Raw genomic sequence first — 3,711 nt, forward strand, 5'->3', positions numbered from 1 at the left:
GGGGTCTGATGCCGGAGGGGGCAGAATAGTACGCTAAGGGCTGATTTTGGCTCCTGTGCGGTGCAAAGTTCTGTAGATCGTTGGCCTTGAGACCGCAAAGACCTCTGCCAGGTCACTGATGGAATAGTCACCGGTGGCATGCATGCGTGCGAGTTCTTTTTGTTGCTTTTCAGAGAGTTTCGGCTGTTTCCCCCGGAGTTTGCCCTTTGCCCGTGCGATAGCCATGCCCTCCTTGGTCCGCAACCGGATGAGGTCGGCTTCAAACTCAGCAAATGTGGCCAGAATGTTGAAGAACATTTTACCCATTGGGTCCGTTGGGTCGTAGATGGAAATCCCCAACGCGAGCTTGACGCCTTTTTTCTCTAACTGATCTGCGATCGCACGTGCATCGGGGACGGACCGGGCAAGGCGATCCAATTTTGGCACGACCAGCACGTCACCTTCCCGGACGGCAGCTAGTGCTTGGTCGAGACCGGGGCGGGCGCGGTTGGTGCCCGTCAGCCCGTGGTCAGTATAAATGAGATCCTCTGATACGCCCAAGGCGCATAGGGCCTGCCGTTGTGCGGTCAGGTCCTGTTTGTCAGTCGAGCAGCGGGCATAGCCAATTTTGGTCACAGTCATAGCTTTAAAGTACGATTAAGGGGCGGCATATGCGAATCAAATCGTACCACCTATACGAGATATTCTGAGGTGTGGTTTCTCTGACCCTGCCAACCTTTGCAATACATGTCCGGTGAAGGAACCTCTTACGGACAGCCGCTTTGATCTTGGAAGGAACCACATGCCCCGCAGGAAAATGCTCACTGACCGCCAGCGGGAAGCGCTGCTTGATCTGCCGACCGACGAAACGGCGATGCTGCGTCACTACACGCTGGCAGATGATGATTTGGAAATCATTCGCGCCCGTCGTCGTCCCCATAATCGTTTCGGCTTCGCCCTTCAGCTTTGCGCATTGCGATACCCTGGTCGGTTGCTCGCGCCAGGCGAGGTTATTTCTGCGGCCTTGTCACGATTTTTGGCTGCGCAACTCGGACTGAAGCCTGATGATCTGGTGGAATATGCGACACGGGACGAAACGCGCCGCGAACACTTGGCCACTCTGCGTGAGATTTACGGATACAAGATGTTCACTGGCCGAGGATCGCGCGATCTGAAGGCCTGGCTTGAGAACGAAGCCGAAACCGCTCGGTCGAACGAGGATTTGGCACGGCGTTTTGTAGAGCAATGTCGGGCAACCCAGACCATTCTGCCTGGGATTACGGTTATTGAACGCCTCTGCGCGGACGCACTCGTTGCTGCCGAGCGACGGCTTGACACGCGGGTTGCTGACCGACTGGATGATGAGACACAAAGCCGACTTGATGCCCTGTTGACGGAAACCGTAGACAGCTCCGTCACCCGCTTCGTCTGGCTGCGCCAGTTTGAGGTGGGGCAGAACTCAGCCGACATGAACCGCCTACTTGATCGGCTGGAATTCTTGCAGGGCATGCCCGTGGAAAGATCTATCCTTGCCGGTGTGCCACCCCACCGTATCGCGCGCCTCCGACGGCAAGGGGAACGATATTTCGCCGGTGATCTACGGGATATTTCAGGTGATCGTCGCCTTGCCATCCTCGCGGTCTGTGCTTTGGAATGGCACAGCGCCATTGCCGATGCAGTGGTCGAGACCCATGACCGTATTGTTGGAAGGACGTGGCGTGAGGCGAAACGCGCATGCGATGCCCGTGCAGATGATGCCAAGGCCGCGTTGAAAGACACCTTGCAGGGCTTCTCTAATTATGGATCAGCGCTGCTGGAGGCACATGAAGATCAGGCCTCCCTCATCGATGCCGTTCAAAACGCAGGCGGCTGGTTGTCGCTCAGGGGGCTTGTCGCCACCGCTGCCCAACTCACCGACACATTGGCTGCCGATCCGCTGGCACATGTTGTTCACGGGTATCATCGCTTCCGACGTTATGCGCCGCGCATGCTGCGGGCGCTTGATATTCAGGCCGCTCAGGTTGCCGAACCGTTGTTGGAAGCTGCCAGCATCGTCGCGGGAACGGAAACCACAGGCGACCGCCCGCTGACCTTTCTGCGCCGGACCTCGAAATGGCATCGACACCTCAATAAAGATGATGGGCACCGCCTCTGGGAGGTGGCGGTCCTGTGCCACTTGCGCGATGCATTCAGAGCCGGCGACATCTGGCTTGCCCATTCCCGCAGGTATGGCGACCTCAAGGACACGCTGGTTCCGGCCGAAGTTGCCAGGGTAACGCCAAGAATGGCCATGCCATATGAGCCGGAAATATGGCTGGCAGATCGTAAATCTCGTTTGGCTGACGGCTTACAGCGATTGGCCCGCGCCGCCAGGGCCGGTGCCATTCCGGGAGGCTCCATCGAAGATGGCGTGCTCAAGATCGATCGCTTGACTGCCGATGTTCCCGAAGAGGCCGACGCCTTGGTGCTCGACCTTTACAAACGCCTGCCAGAGATCAGGATCACCGACCTGCTGCTCGAAGTGGATGACGAGATCGGCTTTACCGAGGCCTTCACCCATCTGCGCACTGGCGTCCCATGCAAGGACAGGGTCGGCATGCTGAATGTATTGCTGGCTGAAGGGCTTAACCTTGGCCTCTCCAAAATGGCCGGGGCCACGCACACCCACGACTATTTCCAACTGTCGCGCTTGTCGCGGTGGCATGTTGAAAGCGAGGCGATGGCGCGCGCACTGGCCATGGTGATCGAAGGCCAATCCGCCTTGCCAATGGCCCAGTTCTGGGGCGGTGGCACCAGCGCGTCCAGTGATGGGCAGTTCTTCCCCACCACGCGCCAGGGCGAAGCGATCAACCTGATCAACGCCAAATACGGCCATGAACCCGGTTTGAAAGCCTATACCCATGTCTCCGACCAGTTCGGCCCCTTCGCCACCCAGACCATCCCGGCCACGGTGAACGAGGCCCCTTACATCCTGGACGGCCTGTTAATGACAGACGCAGGCCAGAAAATCCGCGAACAGTATGCCGACACGGGCGGCTTCACCGACCACGTCTTTGCCGTCACCGCCCTTTTGGGCTTTCAGTTCATCCCCCGTATCCGGGACCTGCCATCCAAACGCCTCTACCTCTTCGATCCAGCATCCTGCCCGAAAGAATTGAAGGGGTTGATCGGCGGCAAGGTTAGGGAACCCGTTATCAGCTCAAATTGGTCAGATATCCTGCGCAGCACGGCCACAATGGTGGCGGGCGCGATGTCCCCAAGCCAACTCTTAAGGAAATTCGCTGCATATCCCCGGCAGCATGAGTTGGCCGTCGCGCTACGTGAAATCGGACGGGTTGAACGGACACTGTTTATCATCGACTGGCTGCTGGACGTCGACATGCAACGTCGCGCGCAAATAGGTCTGAACAAGGGCGAAGCACATCACGCCCTCAAGAACGCCCTACGCATTGGCCGCCAAGGTGAAATTCGCGATAGAACAACCGAGGGACAACACTTCCGAATGGCCGGGCTGAATCTGCTCGCCGCGATCATCATTTACTGGAACACCAAGCACCTCGGGCAGGCAGTCAATGGCCGCCGCCGCGATGGATTGTATTGCACACCAGACCTTCTGGCGCATATCTCACCCCTCGGATGGGCCCACATCCTGCTCACTGGCGAATACAGATGGCCCAAAAGATGATCAAACCGCCTTAGCGTACTATTCTGCCCCCTCCGGCAACAGACCCC

2 protein-coding genes are annotated in these 3,711 nt (G+C 58.1%); one reads left to right on the forward strand and one right to left on the reverse strand.

The window, feature by feature from the left end:
• Positions 1 to 33: 33 nt before the first annotated feature.
• Positions 34 to 621 (reverse strand): recombinase family protein, encoded by a 588-nt coding sequence (locus B4F73_RS03460; RefSeq protein ID WP_038070177.1) that lies wholly within the window; start codon positions 619 to 621, stop codon positions 34 to 36.
• Positions 622 to 781: 160 nt separating this feature from the next.
• Between B4F73_RS03460 and B4F73_RS03465 the strand changes: the two genes are divergently transcribed.
• The gene (locus B4F73_RS03465) at positions 782 to 3,664 is read left to right on the forward strand and encodes a Tn3 family transposase (protein WP_038070180.1); all 2,883 of its coding nucleotides are present in this window, start codon (positions 782 to 784) and stop codon (positions 3,662 to 3,664) included.
• The last annotated feature ends 47 nt before the right edge of the window (positions 3,665 to 3,711 follow it).

It is taken from the genome of Hyphomonas sp. UBA3601, from assembly GCF_002375605.1.
Classification (GTDB): domain Bacteria; phylum Pseudomonadota; class Alphaproteobacteria; order Caulobacterales; family Hyphomonadaceae; genus Hyphomonas.